The organism is uncultured Dokdonia sp., assembly GCF_937910895.1.
Lineage (GTDB): Bacteria > Bacteroidota > Bacteroidia > Flavobacteriales > Flavobacteriaceae > Dokdonia.
The window spans coordinates 50,849-66,329 of the sequence record NZ_CALEMI010000051.1 but is presented as its reverse complement, the minus strand read 5'-3'; the positions used below and the strand labels follow the sequence as shown (position 1 = coordinate 66,329).

The window sequence follows — 15,481 nt, the reverse complement described above, 5'->3', positions numbered from 1 at the left end:
TCAAAAAAACCAAAGACTACAGACTACAGACTACAAAGCCAAAGGAAAGGATTTATTGTAGTTGACTAATAATGCGACCATATAGCTATAACTTTTGATCCCGTCAGGTTGGTTATTTGCTTTTAGATAATTGGTGTAGAATAGTTTAAAAAAGGGCTCTAGCGGATTATCCATACGATCCCAAAACTCGCGAGAGGCTGCATAATTCTTAAGAATGCCTGGACGAATCTGATCGCGTAAATTTTCTCCTAGCTCGCTATCGCGGCGAAAAACATCATTGATACAATACCGGAGGGCAAAGATGCTTCCAGAATATTGAAAGTAAGGATTCTCATTGTGTAAGGTGGCAAGAACACCTATGAAATTAGCTTCATTCTCTTTGGCAAAGCCTAACTGATGTGCTTGCTCATGACAGCTAATCACAGGATGCCGATGACTTGGCACGAGTCCATTGATGTGAGCTTCGTTAGTAATCGGGTTTAAATAGCCGCTATACCCCATCACCGAAAGTGGATAACTTAGTAGAGAGGTTTTAATACTTTTAGGCGGATAGTCTAGTTTTGGAAATTGCGTTTGTAATGCGTTGTACCCTTGTACCGTTTGATCGAAAACTTCTGATTTTGATAACGGGACATCGACTGCCATGGTATCATTGCTGGCTAACTGATCATATAATGCATTGCTCTTTAGGATGAGTTTTTGGGTAAGGACAACGAGTTCTTTGGTGGTGTATTCACTTTCTATCGAAAGGGATTCGTGCAAGGGAAGTCGATAATAATTCATGCCCCATAACAAATGAAACGCACCATAGACAATAGATGCCAACGCGAGCGTACGAACAGAAAAGGTCTTCCACTGCCGGAAACGAGATTTGAACAAGAGAACAATTTCGCGTAAAGCGATAATAATCAATACAGAATACATGATATCGCCAAAAGAAAATGGCAACCACCCGAAGGTATACCGAAACCCTTTTGAGATCAAAGGATAGAGACCGTTACTGTAATAATTTTCTATAAACTCAGGAAAAAGTGCCAGCACACGTACAATCCCCATCTGGATAAATAAAAAGAGACCTATGATAAGGAGCTTGCGGTTTTGTTTCATTGGGATAAAAATAAGGAAAAGGAAATTGAAATTGAAACTAAAAAATGTTGGAAGTAGGAGTGGGATACTTGGGAGTTAAAATAGTTTAGTACTCTAAAATAGAACACTACGCTATTCTTTTTTATTTATTTTTTCGCTTTCGCGAAAGCGTACTATTGTCAACTATTAAATAAGCATGTTATTCTTTTTAAAGTATTTTAGGTAACTTTAGGTACTAGATACACAAAAGCTGAAAGAACTATTGGAACCGTCAATGTACGTAAGCGAAACATTCAAAATACCAAGAATTGGTAAAATTCCCTTGTACGTCATCATTGTGATTTTTGTATTTCTACTTGCTGTACTTCAAGATTATATATACAGTAGCATAAAACACACAGGATTTTATCTCTCAGAATCATTACTTTACAACACGTTTTGGATATTTTTTATTCCTCTTACGATCCTCATCAACCGACTCATTAAAATGGTGAACCCAAAGAACAAATTGGGTAAACTCCCTTTTAATGTAGGCATTGGAATTACGTTTAGTTTTCTTCACATCGTATTGTTTACCTCTTTGTTTGTGATGGTGAGTAATTTGGTGTACACAACACCACATCGTTTTTTAGCTATTTTGAAAACGGTACTTTCCAATCAATTTTATATTGCACTGCTATGGTATATAATTTTTCCTGCCATGTATTATTTAAAACAAAAATCAGCCGATGTAGCAACTCAGTATCTTGGAACAATGAAGTTAAAAAAGGGTTCAAAAATAATTACGGTTCCGACGTCAAGGATTCAGCTGATTTCGACCGACAAGCCTTATTCGGTTATTTACGCAAACGATCAGAAATTTTTAGACACGCAACCTTTAAAAGAATTTCAAACCAAACTTGACCCAACCCTCTTTTTAAGAGTGCATCGCTCTACAATTATTAACGCCACTTATATCAAAGAGCTGAAATCAAGAAATAATGGGGATTATGATGTCACTCTGGACAATGGACAGGTGATTAGGGTAAGCAGACATTATAGAAAGAACTGGCAGCAACTCCTCCAGTAAAACAGCTATTCACTCCACACAGCTAACTAGCAATAGGATTCACCATAAGTGATCTGATTATATAACTACATTTATTGAAAACTTCAACAAATGGTACGAATTTTCAATATCGGATTTCTCCTATTAACGTGTTTAAGTTTGTTCAATTGTAATGGACAAACTCCTCAAAAGTCAACAAACACCTTAAGTAATGATTTTAACAAATCAATGCCCTTTTACTATGGGATGCCTAGAAAAGTCTTCGCTATTGATACAAGCCCTGCCTATAAACAAAAAGGACAGAAAATCATGCTTACAGGAACCGTGTATCAAAGAGACGGAAAGACACCTGCTCCAAATGTACTTCTATACTATTATCAAACAAATACGAACGGAGTATATGGTACCAAAGAAAGCGAGGAAAGAAATATGCCCAAAAACAAATTAGGGCAAACACATGGCTATATAAGAGGATGGGTACAAACAGATGAACAAGGTGCCTATTCAATCTACACCATACAACCTGGATCCTATCCAAGCAGAGACGAAGCTGCACATATTCATATTACGGTTCAAGAGGAAAACATGAAAGAACCTTACTATATAGATAATTTTGTATTTGATGATGATCCGCTATTGACTTCGCAACGCAGAAAAAAAATGGAAAACCGTGGAGGAAGTGGTGTTATTCGGTTTGTTCAAAAAGAAGGTTTGTGGATTGGTGAACGCAATATCATTTTAGGTTTGAATATTCCTAAGTATCCCATACAAAGTACAAATACGGTGAGTTCGGGCAAGAAGATCGGGGAAGCTATTAGTTCGTTTACACCCTTTCATGCGTATGGCGCAGACAAAGGGACAAAAACGTGTCCGGTTTGTAAATACGGTTGGTATCACGGGATTTTATATTTTGTAGGGAACAAGCCCAATTGGCAAGAAATTAAAGATTGGCTTACTTTTCTGGATAGCGAAAGCCAACAAAGAGAAAACTATTTAAAAGTCTATTTTATATACGGCAACGAATCCAACTATAGGAAAGAGAATAGGATTCAAGAATTAGAAAAACTAGGAACCAATCTAAGATTAAAACAAGTCGCCTTGACGTTTGTGCCTTCTTTTGAAGATAAAGCTTCAGAAGTCTATTTGAATAGCATTAACCCACAGGTAGAAAACACGTTTCTCATTTATAAACGAAGTACCGTTATTGATAAACATATCAATCTCAAACCAAATCAAGAGAATTTTAAAATGATCACTGACCGTCTCGATGAAACTACGAATGAATATTTTAAGCTATTAAGACTCAAGGAGGAATGAAATTGGGTCTTGAAGCAGGAAATTTTTGTAGTTTGATTTTTTGAGATTTGGGATTTGTTTGAAGCTGGATGCTGGGTGCTTGCAAGTCAAAATAGCGTAGTATTTCTAAAATAGAACAGTACTCTATTTTCTAGTGTTTATTTTTTTACGCTTTCGCGGAAGCATGCTCTTATAAACTACTCTCTCAAAAGTCTTCCCTCCTAGCAAGGCGTCGTGCTGAGTTTACCGAAGTAAGGGCTAAGGAGGTGTTTTATTAAGCTTCTAGCATTATAAGGACTAGCAATAAAATGACATACAGACGGAGGGGAAGATTTGTTTCCTGTGTGATCTTTGATATTGCGATTTAATAGACCTAGGTAAGTGCATTATGTCTTTTTATAGTATTTTAGGTAAGTTTATATGTTAATCACAACATACAGAATAAATAAATAAATAAATCAATCAATGAGAAAGATTATAACAGCTTTGAGTATTCTTTTAATTGCATTTTTTAGTTGTAAAAAAGAGAATAGATATTTTGATGAAAATGGAAATGAATTTATAGAAAAAGGAGACGAATTATTTATAATCCCTACCAAATACGAAAAAACTGGAAAGACTTACGAAGTTTTTATTTACAATGAAACTTCTAAAGAAATTGGAATAATAGAAAACCAAAAAATACAACCGAATCAATTTATAGTTATTGATTTAAAAGATACTGACACTCTTTGTTTAGATAATGGAGTGAAATTCATGTTTGGAGAAGAATATGGACTTGAAGTTGAAGATAAGAAATCTCAAGTGAGTGGAATTGGAGGAAAGTTTTTGGACAATTATGGTGTTCCTAAAGAGATAGAATGGGCTTTTGTAATTGTTCCAGAAGGACAAGGAGATACAGCATCCGAATAAAAGGTTAATCGCTAATAATACCTCATCAAACTTCCAACTTTACGCTCCCAACAAAAGCTACCCACTAAGATCTAAAAGCCAACAACTAAAACCCCTATATTAGCACCCAATAAATCATATTGCATGCAACCCTATCAAATCTTACTTCTTATTGCTGGTTATTTTGGTGTCTTAATGGGCATTAGTTACCTCACAGGTAAAAGTGGCTCTAATGCTGATTTCTTTAAAGCTGGAAAGCAATCGCCGTGGTATTTGGTGGCATTTGGAATGATTGGAGCTTCGCTTTCTGGAGTGACATTTATATCCGTGCCTGGATGGATTGAAGCTTCGAGTTTTAGTTACTTTCAAGTGGTATTAGGGTATACCGTAGGATATGCTGTCATCGGATTGGTACTCCTCCCGCTCTACTATAAACTAAATTTAACATCTATTTACACCTATCTAGAGACTCGATTTGGAAATGCATCTTATAAAACGGGGGCTTCCTTCTTTTTATTGAGTCGGATTGTGGGTGCGAGTTTTCGGTTGTATTTGGTGGCGAATGTATTGCAACTCTTAGTCTTTGATAAAATGTCATTTTTTGGTCAAGAAGGCGTGCCTTTTTGGGTAACGGTGACGATTACCATTTTGTTGATTTGGCTCTACACCTTTAAAGCGGGAATTAAAACCATTGTGTGGACAGATACACTCCAAACCTTGTTTATGCTGATTGCCGTTGGCGTGGCTATTTATTATGTCTCTGAAGAACTAGGACTTTCGGGCGGTGAGATTATGAGCTTTGTATCAGATAGTGATTTGTCTCAGGTATTCTTTTTTGACGATTGGAAGAGCAGCGATTACTTCTTTAAGCAATTTATTTCAGGAGCTTTTATTGCTATTGTGATGACAGGATTGGATCAGGATATGATGCAAAAAAACCTAACGTGTCGTAATCTGGAAGATGCCAAAAAGAATATGTTTTGGTTTACCATCGTACTCACAATTGTCAATATGGTCTTTTTAGTTTTAGGCGTTTTATTGACGGTGTATGCCTCCCAACAAGGAATAGATGCACATAAAGACCAACTCTTCCCTACGATCGCAGTAGAAAGCGGATTGGGAGCTGGACTGGCAATTGTCTTCTTGTTAGGATTGATTGCTGCGGCATACTCCAGTGCTGATAGTGCGTTGACATCCCTTACGACGTCTTTTAGTATTGATATTCTAGACATAGAAAAGAAATACGAACCAAAAGAACAAATCCGAATGCGTAAACGCATTCACGTACTCATGTCTGTTGTATTAATTCTAGTGATTATTATCTTCAAATATGTGATTGCAGATGACAGTGTAATCGCTCGTTTATTCACTTTTGCAGGGTACACCTACGGGCCATTACTAGGCTTATATGCCTTTGGGCTTTTTACCTCTTGGAATGTCAAAGACGCCATCGTACCCATTATTGCGATAGCATCTCCCATTTTAGCATACCTGATTAGTTATTTCTGTAAAACATACGCAGGCTTTGATTTTGGATTCTTTATCCTCATTCTCAACGGCGCACTTACCTTCTTAGGCTTAATATTGATTCGTACCCAAAAGAACTAAAGTACACGCTATTTCAAAAGGAATATTATTCTCTTTGAGAACCTTATAAAATTCAGGATTTTCAGTACCTGGATTGAAAACGACACGTTTCGGCTTCAGCGAAACTACATACTCCATATAGGAATCTTGACGTTGCGGACTGATATATAAGGTGACGGTATCTATGGTGTTTCTATGTGTTTCCGCTTTCGCGAAAGCGGACTCAAACGTGATCACTTCCTGACCATGAGTGATCCCGGCCTTCAAGCCAACAGCTATAATAGGATGGTTGTATTGTTGCAAACGTTGTATGGCAATATTTGAATATCGAATGGGCTTTAGAGAGGCGCCGAGAACTAATGTGGGCTTTATTATCATAAAACAAAGTTAAAAAAATAAATCGCTGTAACACTACCTAAAATAATACGTCTATAGAATAAGAAGTTAACTTCGACTGGTTAGACACCTTTTAATTCGTTTTGATGGTTAGTGTTAATTAGAAGAAATGTCTACCACAAAATCCCAGAGTTCCGGACTCTGGGATTTTATTTTTAAATAGTTAAAAAAAGATACTTACTATTCCAAAATAATACAAATCGTATCATTTAATAGCATATAGTCTCACGTAAAACCCTACGTTAACTTTCTATTTTCGTCAGCTCTAATTTAATCTATCAACTAGCTAGTATAAAGTTAACTTAATAATATAGATTTAATAAATATAGGTTAATTGTGTAAAAAAAATAGTGGTTGGGGCAGTAGAAAAAATCAATAATAAGTAAGGGAGTTACCCTGCATACAATAAGACATAGTTTTGCTATTTGTTTATAAGAAAATGGTATCGCTTTAAGGTATATTCAAAATCCTATTATGTCATAATAGTCCGAAAATAAGAGAAATTTATAAAGTGCTGTAAACAATTTTAAATGACTTAAGAATCCGTTAGATTTGTAATAAATATATAGAGTATAATAGCAATTGCTATTATATTATTGTTGTGCTTCATTATCAGAAACCGCTAACCAATGATAAAATTCTTTAGAAAAATTCGTAAAAATATGCTGACTGAAAATAAGCTTGGCAAATATCTAATATATGCATTTGGAGAAATAATTCTGGTAATTATTGGAATTCTTATAGCCTTAGGAATTAACAACCAATCGAGAAAAAAAGACGATAATAATCTATTTAAATCTTATATTGCTCAGCTAAATGATGAAGCAGAAGCTAATCTAAAAAACTTAAATGACCATAAAGATGAGTCAATAAAAATACTTACAGAACTAGATACGTTAATTAAAATCTTAGTAAACAAAGAATATGAAAACCCAAAATTACTATCAAAATCCATCTACATAATTTCGGGTAATTCATTTAATCCAATAACGATTACCCATGAAAACTTAAAATTTTCAGGAGACCTAAAACTTTTTGAAGATTTGAACTTACGTAATTCTATATCTGAAACATACGATTCATTCAATGACATTAAATTTATTGAGGATCTTGACCGAGAGTTGATAAATGTATATACTCAGGATTATTTAATGTCAAATGCAAGATTTATGAATATGACCGAGTCTTCAGATAATTTTGGAAAAGATGCATATTTTGAAAACTCGGTTATAGCTAGAATAACAACTTTGAGTAAAAATAGAGAAGCTTATGAAAATGCAATTGAATCTTTAACAAAACTAACAATCATCTTTTCTGAATTACAAAATGATAATTAGAAAATAACGAAAGCACAGTCGAGTAGATGGCTGAAGATCAAATGATCGCCAATGCGTCTCTCACACCATCGTATCCCGCATCAAGTACGGGAAAGGCTGTACAGGTCTCAATACAGCGGTTAGTAATCCATCTTTTCAATCGCTCTTTACACCAATCAAAACTATTTCCTAATGTATCAAAGGACTACAGACTTCTTTGGAAATCGATTACCCAATAACAGAAGTCAATACTCCCTTTAATATTTCGGAAAGGATTACTTTTAGTCTCTCCTTATCACTAATTTCAATGTATTGATGTTTTTTTGATAAAAAATAAAAGTTTGAAATTTTAGACTTCAAAATTTATTTAATTTTTCTAATCATACTATTTCTAAACTGTCAAAAACCTGGAGATTTATAAGGAATTTAGTATCATTTGTGAATCACAATATTTATTTTTGTAAAAATTGTGAAACGTTTATTAGCCCTCATATTAGTATCTTGTTTACATATACAGCCAGCGATAAATATTTCGGTATGGACAGATTTTCTTGTTAACAACGAGTATATTAAAGAAGTGCTTTGTATTAACAAGGAGCAACCAAAAATGCAATGCGGTGGCAAGTGCTATTTAATGCGAGAGCTTCAGAAAAAAAAGCCTAAACAAGATCAGGAAGTACCACAACTTGTCCATAGTAAGTATGAGTTTGCTTTTTTTAGCTTTCGCGAAAGCGAACCTGACAATAACCAAATAGTGAATAGCTCAGATAATTTTGCTACCGCAGAATCTAAGTATTCACGTTTAAAAACTTGGGATATCTTTCATCCACCTCAGGTTTAATTTCATTCTTCAGAATCTTTTATAGTAGCACATCGCAATATGTAACTACACATTTTACGTGCTTAACATTTAAGGGAAGTCTTACTCGATTTCAAAATGCTGATTAAACAACGTCATAGATTTAATAAGAATCCTCTTTCGCGAAACTGCCTAGCCCGTAGGCAAGGGTGAAAACCTTATTAGAACTATTTAAAAACCAGAAATACTTAAAGGCACATTTTCAAACAAAAATTTAAAAAATGAAAAATATATTAATTTTAATACTCGTTATTTTGAGTATATGTAGTTGTAATGAAGAAAAAACACAACCTACAAATGAACAGGTAAAGATCAATACCAATATTAAAACTCAAGATACTAATCAGACAGATACGTTTTCAATAGAACATGATGAAGTTATGAAATCTGTAGAGATAAAAGATCATGAAGTTAAAGATATTGGAATTTTAGTGTATGATGGCGTTAATGATTTAGATGCTTTAGGCCCTAGATATGTATTTAAAAATATAATGGGAGCTAATGTATTTACAATCGCTGTGGAGCCGGGTAATATAACAACTGTTATGGGTTTGGAGTTTATTCCAGACACAACAATTGATAAAGTGAGTCATTTAGATATCCTTGTGATCCCAGGTGGTTTTAAAGAAACTATTGAAAATTCTTATAATCAGGAATTATTACGTTGGATTCGTACGATAGATACAACTACTAAATATACTACAAGTGTTTGTACAGGGGGATGGATATTAGGAAAAACGGGATTGCTAGATGGTAAAAGAGCTACTGGTAATTGGTTTAGGGCAAAAGAGATTTTAGCAGAAAATGGTGCGACTTTTACAGGAGACAGATATACGCAAGATGGTAAATATTGGACGTCTGCAGGAGTAACAGCAGGTATGGATATGTCATTAGCTATTCTAGCAGAACTTACTGGAGAAGATTACGCACAAGCCGTTATGCTTGATATGGAATATGATCCTGCTCCACCCATTGTAGGAGGAAATGTCAGTAAGACCAAACCCCACGTATTACATTTCATGAAATCCATGTATGGATCAATCGCAGACCCTCTTTTTGAAGCATTACAAAAAGAGACTCGTAGTAGAAGTGATACTCTAAAAAAGAACTAAACTATGTAATAAGATTATATATCTAATACCCGTTGTGCATTTTGAGATATAGCCTTTAAAAAAGAATTAAAATTTTCAATTATTACCTCAATCTTAAAGGAAGAATTAAAAACTTTCTACGATATTCCTTTTAGGTTTAATGTAAAATCGATAAAATAACTCAAAATACATAACGGTTTGTATTGTATAGATTCTATAGAGTGAGAGATTAAGAATATATAATTGACTTTAACATAACATAGTGTTACTAGATATTGTTATTTATTGATAGGAAAGTTTGGATATGCAACTAATGCTACAGAAAACCTATGATACCATATAAAGGTAAAGTTATAAAGTGGCGTCAGGGTTAAATAATTGTTAATCTCATATTTGTCATGAAACATTGACTAAAAAATTACGTCTATATATAGACAATCAAAAACTACGGAAAGAGATTTTATAAATTATTTGAATTAGCCTTCTTACTTATAAAAATTCCTATATGAACCATTTGATTGAAGTAAGCAACGTATAAAAGCTCTCTATCATAAGAGAGCTTTTTTTATGGATTATGATGGTTTGGAGTAAAGATTTGATTCTAATTTTAAAGGCTACGTATTGTGTTTGCTTTCGCGAACCTGCCTGCCTGCCATTAGGAAGAAGCGCATAAACCCATTTTAAGATTATTCAGACACCTCTCTTTTATACAACCTTGGTAATTGCCATTTAAAAACCACTGCAAGAATACGTATCCCTATAATAGTGGTTCCAGAAAGAATCATCGCAATAGATTGTGGTACTTCAGATTTAGAAAGTAGTAGATAAATGACTGCACCCGCAATACATGCGGTTGCATAAATTTCTTTATGAAAAATAATAGGAATTTCATTACATAAAATATCTCGTAAAACCCCTCCAAAACACGCTGAAACAGTTCCTAAGATCACACATATAAGAGGGTCTAATCCAAAAGCTAAACTCACCTGTACCCCTGTAATCGTATATAATCCGATCCCTATCGTATCAAATAAAAATAAGGAACGCCTAACATACTTGAGCTTGCTTCTAAGTAAAACAGCAAATACTGCCGTAATAAAAATTACGGTAGGAAATACTTGATCTTGCATCCAGGTAACAGGTGTTTTACCTATGAGAACGTCTCTCAATGTTCCGCCTCCTATAGAAGTGACGAGTGCTATGATCAAAATCCCAAACGCATCCATACGTTTATGCATTGCTGTCAAAGCTCCTGAAATCGCAAAAGAGATGGTTCCTAAAATATCTATGAGTGTAATAATCTCCATTATTGCTGTGTGTAATAATTATAATCTGTAATCACACGATCTACAAACTCAATGTTCGTTTCTTTGGGTTCAACACCCATTTTTTGTTTTAATCGTTCTGCCAATTTTATAATCACATTATGATTGCCATTGCGCTTTGCATCTGTATACAATGTTTTGATGGTTTGTACATCTTGATCATTAAAAATGGTTACTTGAGGATAGGTAGGGATATAATTTTCAGGCACGTTTACCAATAAACTCTGAGATATGTTGACTCTTTTCTTCTCACTGATTAGTGTTGTTCCTGCAGCAATATCACCTAACCGTTGTCCTTTGTCACTCATTAAGATACTTACAACAGCTACACCTCCACTGGTGATACTTATATCTACAATACGCATAATCCAGCGTACAAAATAACTTCCAAAGCCAGGTTTTGAACCATCTAGTTTGACTACTTTTAATTTCATAGCAGATTTCCCTGGCGTTCTACCATCCCAGAACGTTTCAAAAAACAAATGGTATAAAAATGTAGGAAGTCCAAGGACTAACATAAATATCCAAACAGCATCATCGTCTATCCCAAAAGCGCCTAAAAGGAACACAGATAGGAGCCAATAGGAAAATATAATAAGCAGATCTATGATATATGCCAGTATCCGATCTCCAATTCCCGCTACATTTTGATAAATACTTACATTTTGAGCAGTTTCTATTTGAAAATTATCCATTTATTCTCTTTCTTTACTTTCTAATTTTTTATAAATGCGCGAAGCGGCTTTTGTTAAGCAAAATAAGGCTAAATGGTTGAAGTTTGAAAATGTTATTATTAACAAAAATCAAATACACCCTGATGAGCTCTCAAATCTCTATATTGAAGTAACAGATCATCTCAGTTATGCGCAAACATTTTACCCAAAAAGCAAGACCTTAGAGTACCTTAATTATCTAGCATCACAATCACATCAAATTATCTATAAGACCAAAAGAGAATCTAGTAAACGCTTTATTACATTCTTTACCGAAGAGTTTCCGCTTCTTATGTATGGCTATCAAAAGCAATTACTCATCGCTTTTTTAACCTTCTTACTTTTTACCATTATTGGTGCCTACAGTGCTGCGCATGATGGGACTTTTGTACGTTCTATATTAGGTGATGGCTATGTAAATATGACATTGAGTAACATAGAAAAAGGAGATCCTATGGCGGTCTATAAAGAACAAGGCGAACTTGATATGTTTCTAGGAATTACAATTAATAACATCCGAGTGGCACTATACGCCTTTATTTTAGGGATCTTATTTTCTATAGGCTCCTTAATGGTTATTATGCGCAATGCCATTATGCTAGGGAGTTTTCAATATTTCTTTTTTGAGCAAGGTATTGGCTGGGAATCTGTACGCACCATTTGGATCCACGGGACTATTGAGATTTCTGTGATTATTATTGCAGGGTGTGCGGGTATGGTCTTAGGAAATAGTATCTTGTTTCCAGGCACCTACACACGACTGGCTTCCTTTAAAAAAGGAGTGAAAAATGGGCTTAAAATTGTGGTAAGTACTGTCCCATTTTTTATCATTGCTGGATTTCTGGAAGGCTTTGTCACAAGACATACAGAAATGCCAGATGCATTAGCTATTGTTATTATTACTAGTTCACTAGCACTTATCGTTTTTTATTATGTGATCTACCCCAGACAACAATATAAAAAACAACAACTCGAATTAACTAACACACCAAAAATTCCAACCCTGTAAGATGATACCATCTAATTATATAGAATTCAGAAAAAAGAAAGAAATAGGAGACATCGTTACAGATACCTTCAAGTTTTTTAGACGTAACTATAAACTCATTTTTAAAATATTAGCAAAGACAGCAGGGATTCCGTTTGTACTTTTTCTTGCCGTACAAGTGTATTATACTAGTATTTCGTTTTCTTCAACCCTGTTTAATTATAATGATCCCCTCGGTTCATTTAATGCGCCTGAAATTGTTATCACAGCATTATTCATGTATTTATGCCTGTTTCTATATTTATCTTTTTTATTTACAGGGATCATGTGTATTATCGAATCATACATAAAAAATAACGGTGAAATCAAAGAAGAAGAAGTTCTTCAAAACATACGCGATAAATCAACAGTGACTGTACTCATGGGAATTACTAAATATCTAATTCTCATTATTGGCTTTATATTTTGCTTTATTCCTGGAATATACTTGACAGTGCCTATGGCTATGGTTTTTCCTATCCTTATTTTTGAAGACAAAGGTGTGTCGGAATCTTTATCTAGAGCATTTGAGATCATTAAAGAGGAGTGGTGGGTCAGCTTTATTGCGATTGTACTCATAGGGCTTTTATGGTATTTGATTAGTATGGTTTTTAGTATCCCTATGATTATTTATACGTGGATCAAAATGTTTACGGTGATGCAAGAAGGGTCTTTTTCTGATCCTAGTGATATGTTTGATACGGTCACTATTGTTCTCACGATTATATCATCTTCTATGCAATACATTGTATATCTTATCATACCACTGGGATCTGCTCTTGTCTATTTTAACCTTAACGAACGTAAAAATCAAACAGGCTCTTTAGAGCGCATAAATTCTATAGGAAGATCTGATGAAGTATAGAATAATTTGGATTTTTATTTTTTTAATTTCGCTTTACGCGAAAAAAACCTATGCAGGAACATCGTCTGTCGGTATCAACATTGTACAAGATAGTACTGCTTATAGTTTAGATGAATTACAAAAAGATACAGCTCCTTTATATCCCATTACTTTAGATAAAGAGCAAATCCAAAACTATCAAAACGACGAAGATTTTGATTATACCGAAGCGTTAGTAGAAGATAATTGGTGGACGCATTTTAAACAATGGTTAAGTGATTTGTGGTCAAGCTTTATACGTTGGCTTCTAGGAGATGAAAGCGTTTCTGGTACGGGTAGTTTTTTAATACAACTACTACCCTACTTAATCGTTGCTTCTCTTGTAGGATTGCTCGTCTGGGTATTCCTAAAAATGGATACTGGACACTTAGCCTTTGAAAATAGGCAAAATGCTCAAGCCTTTCTCTCTGATGACGAAGAACTTATTAAACGCGATGATATACAAGGACTTATAGACAGCGCGATTGCTGCTGGAAATTACCGCCTAGCCATTCGTTTTTATTATTTGCTAGCGCTTCAAAAAATGAGCGGAAAAGAACTCATCAACTGGCAAGTACAAAAAACCAATCATGAGTATATATATGAAGTAGAAGATCTTAACGTACGTAATCAATTTAGACGTGTCACAGATCTATACGACTATATATGGTATGGAAACTTTGAAGTAGATAAAGAGGCTTTTGAAAAAGCACAGTCTTCTTTTGTAACACTAACCAATCAATTATGAGCAATAAATTAAAAATACTTGCTGGCGTATTATTGATTGTACTCGCGTTACTCGTATACTTAGAGTCTAGTCAGAAAGATCCTGTCAACTGGTTTGCTAGTTATGCAAAAAAGGACAAAATCCCTTATGGCTCTTTTGTCCTCTACAATACGTTAAAAGAAACGCGAACAGAAGATAGTTTTAAAGAAATCTCACAACCACCTTATGAGTTTCTAGCAGATAGTAACCATCAGAAAGGCACCTACTTTTTTGTGAATGATTATATCAATTTTGATGAAGCGGAGTCAATACAACTTTTAGACTGGGTATCGCGTGGTAATACACTTTATATAGGTGCAAGAGGGATTGGAAGTACGCTATTAGACACCTTGTCTTTGGATACCAAAAGCTTCTATCAACTAGATAATATTGATAGAAAACCACCGCTCCTAGAACTCGTGAATCCAACACTTAAAAAAGAACAACCGTATCTATTTGATTTGAATATCCAAACCATCTACTTTCATGAAATAGATACCCTCAAAACGGTTGTCTTAGGAGCTTATGATTATATGAGAAATGATGACTCATTAACCCTTAAAGAACCGAAAGTTCATTTTATCAAGCAAAGTTTTGGAGAAGGTACCATTGTATTACATCTAATGCCAGATGTGTTTACAAATTATTTTATGCTTGATCAAGAAAACTATGCCTATACAGAAGCTGCATTACGATATATACCAGATGATGTTCCTATCTTTTGGGATAACCATTACAAAAATGGAAAGACTATTAATACCTCTCCATTATATATGCTTTTCAAAAACCGCTATCTTAAATGGGCGTATTATATGTTGGTGATCGGTGTTATTCTTTGGGTATTTTTTGAAGGGAAACGCAAACAAAGAGCCATCCCCATTATAAAACCATTGCCGAATCAAACATTGGCTTTTACAAAGACCATTGCGGGAATGTACTTTGAGAAGCAAGACCATAAAAGTATTGCTCTACACCAGATCAATCACTTTATGGAGTACATCAGAGAAGAATACCTGATGGAAACCGCAGATAGAGGTCTTGATTTTATAGAACGCCTCGCCTCAAAATCTGATAATACACAAGAAGAGACTAAAAGACTCATGGATTATATTACCTCCATCAGTCAAAAATATCCCATTACACAAGAAGAATTATTAAAACTAAATAAGCTCATAGAAGCTTTTAAAACAACATAAT

Annotated in this window: 16 protein-coding genes; 12 read left to right on the top strand and 4 right to left on the bottom strand. The window is 34.5% G+C overall.

Annotated features, from left to right (window positions below):
• Positions 1-30 precede the first annotated feature (30 nt).
• Entirely contained in the window at positions 31-1,107 is a 1,077-nt protein-coding gene (locus Q0505_RS06420; protein ID WP_299210338.1) for a DUF3810 domain-containing protein, read from the bottom strand.
• 253 nt (positions 1,108-1,360) lie between these two features.
• Here Q0505_RS06420 and Q0505_RS06415 point away from each other — a divergent pair, with 253 nt between their 5' ends.
• The 4 genes from Q0505_RS06415 (at position 1,361) to Q0505_RS06400 (ending at position 5,929) form a co-directional block, all read left to right on the top strand.
• Complete coding sequence (locus tag Q0505_RS06415) at positions 1,361-2,155, top strand: LytTR family DNA-binding domain-containing protein (RefSeq protein WP_299210336.1); 795 nt, start codon at positions 1,361-1,363, stop codon at positions 2,153-2,155.
• A 90-nt stretch (positions 2,156-2,245) separates the two neighbouring features.
• A complete protein-coding gene (locus Q0505_RS06410; RefSeq protein WP_299210334.1) occupies positions 2,246-3,451 on the top strand; it encodes an intradiol ring-cleavage dioxygenase in 1,206 nt (401 codons plus the stop codon).
• A 444-nt stretch (positions 3,452-3,895) separates the two neighbouring features.
• Entirely contained in the window at positions 3,896-4,342 is a 447-nt protein-coding gene (locus Q0505_RS06405; RefSeq protein ID WP_299210332.1) for a hypothetical protein, read from the top strand.
• A gap of 123 nt (positions 4,343-4,465) precedes the next feature.
• Positions 4,466-5,929: a sodium:solute symporter gene (locus Q0505_RS06400; RefSeq protein ID WP_299210330.1), complete on the top strand. Its 1,464-nt coding sequence runs from the start codon at positions 4,466-4,468 to the stop codon at positions 5,927-5,929.
• Here the strand turns inward: Q0505_RS06400 and Q0505_RS06395 are convergent.
• On the bottom strand, positions 5,900-6,283 hold the full coding sequence (locus tag Q0505_RS06395; protein ID WP_299210363.1) for a CoA-binding protein: 384 nt from the start codon (positions 6,281-6,283) through the stop codon (positions 5,900-5,902). The two genes, Q0505_RS06400 and Q0505_RS06395, sit on opposite strands and share 30 nt — an antisense overlap.
• A gap of 683 nt (positions 6,284-6,966) precedes the next feature.
• Here Q0505_RS06395 and Q0505_RS06390 point away from each other — a divergent pair.
• The 4 genes from Q0505_RS06390 to Q0505_RS06375 all read left to right on the top strand — a co-directional run bounded on the left by Q0505_RS06390 (position 6,967) and on the right by Q0505_RS06375 (position 9,591).
• Positions 6,967-7,641 carry a hypothetical protein gene (locus Q0505_RS06390; RefSeq protein WP_299210328.1) on the top strand — a complete coding sequence of 225 codons (675 nt, stop codon included), beginning with the start codon at positions 6,967-6,969 and terminating at the stop codon, positions 7,639-7,641.
• 26 nt (positions 7,642-7,667) lie between these two features.
• On the top strand, positions 7,668-7,859 hold the full coding sequence (locus tag Q0505_RS06385; protein WP_299210326.1) for a hypothetical protein: 192 nt from the start codon (positions 7,668-7,670) through the stop codon (positions 7,857-7,859).
• A gap of 230 nt (positions 7,860-8,089) precedes the next feature.
• Positions 8,090-8,461, top strand: a complete 372-nt coding sequence (locus Q0505_RS06380) for a hypothetical protein (RefSeq protein ID WP_299210324.1) — start codon at positions 8,090-8,092, stop codon at positions 8,459-8,461.
• Positions 8,462-8,700: 239 nt separating this feature from the next.
• Positions 8,701-9,591: a DJ-1/PfpI family protein gene (locus tag Q0505_RS06375; protein ID WP_299210322.1), complete on the top strand. Its 891-nt coding sequence runs from the start codon at positions 8,701-8,703 to the stop codon at positions 9,589-9,591.
• A gap of 665 nt (positions 9,592-10,256) precedes the next feature.
• Here Q0505_RS06375 and Q0505_RS06370 read toward each other — a convergent pair.
• Both Q0505_RS06370 and Q0505_RS06365 read right to left on the bottom strand, forming a co-directional pair.
• The gene (locus Q0505_RS06370) at positions 10,257-10,877 is read right to left on the bottom strand and encodes a trimeric intracellular cation channel family protein (protein WP_299210320.1); all 621 of its coding nucleotides are present in this window, start codon (positions 10,875-10,877) and stop codon (positions 10,257-10,259) included.
• Positions 10,877-11,590 (bottom strand): RDD family protein, encoded by a 714-nt coding sequence (locus Q0505_RS06365; RefSeq protein ID WP_299210318.1) that lies wholly within the window; start codon positions 11,588-11,590, stop codon positions 10,877-10,879. Before Q0505_RS06365 ends, Q0505_RS06370 begins: the two co-directional genes overlap by 1 nt.
• Before the next feature lie 34 nt (positions 11,591-11,624).
• On the opposite strand from Q0505_RS06365, the gene Q0505_RS06360 reads away from it, so the two are divergent.
• Genes Q0505_RS06360 through Q0505_RS06345 form a run of 4 tightly spaced genes read left to right on the top strand, consistent with a single transcriptional unit; the run spans position 11,625 to position 15,480 of the window.
• Positions 11,625-12,617, top strand: a complete 993-nt coding sequence (locus Q0505_RS06360) for a stage II sporulation protein M (RefSeq protein WP_299210316.1) — start codon at positions 11,625-11,627, stop codon at positions 12,615-12,617.
• 1 nt (position 12,618) lies between these two features.
• The gene (locus tag Q0505_RS06355; protein ID WP_299210314.1) at positions 12,619-13,500 is read left to right on the top strand and encodes a hypothetical protein; all 882 of its coding nucleotides are present in this window, start codon (positions 12,619-12,621) and stop codon (positions 13,498-13,500) included.
• On the top strand, positions 13,490-14,266 hold the full coding sequence (locus tag Q0505_RS06350) for a DUF4129 domain-containing protein (RefSeq protein ID WP_299210312.1): 777 nt from the start codon (positions 13,490-13,492) through the stop codon (positions 14,264-14,266). The genes Q0505_RS06355 and Q0505_RS06350 overlap by 11 nt, the downstream gene beginning before the upstream one ends.
• Entirely contained in the window at positions 14,263-15,480 is a 1,218-nt protein-coding gene (locus tag Q0505_RS06345; RefSeq protein ID WP_299210310.1) for a DUF4350 domain-containing protein, read from the top strand. The genes Q0505_RS06350 and Q0505_RS06345 overlap by 4 nt, the downstream gene beginning before the upstream one ends.
• The last annotated feature ends 1 nt before the right edge of the window (position 15,481 follow it).